The sequence below is a fragment of the Exiguobacterium sp. E17S genome (assembly GCF_057772545.1).
Map to the genome: position 1 here is coordinate 1 of NZ_JBYLRU010000030.1, position 252 is coordinate 252.

The 252-nt window shown below is 46.8% G+C and carries 1 rRNA gene; it reads right to left on the reverse strand.

The window, feature by feature from the left end:
* Positions 1 to 158: ribosomal RNA gene (locus tag AC3B4V_RS16300) — 23S ribosomal RNA — on the reverse strand; the annotation flags it as partial.
* Between the last annotated feature and the right edge of the window lie 94 nt (positions 159 to 252).

A 252-nucleotide genomic window follows, 5' to 3' on the forward strand; every position in this document is an offset into this window, starting at 1 on the left:
GTAACATGTCCCATCCCATTACGGATGGTGGGTTCCCCCATTCGGAAATCTTCGGATCAAAGCATACTTACTGCTCCCCGAAGCATATCGCTGTTCGTCGCGTCCTTCATCGGCTCCTAGTGCCAAGGCATCCACCGTACGCCCTTCATACCTTGATCTAGCGTTGGTATTCTAAGAACACACGTCTTAAATGACATGGTTAATTAAAAGTTTGATGTCTTGTTGATGTCTTCAGTTTTCAAGGTGCGAGTG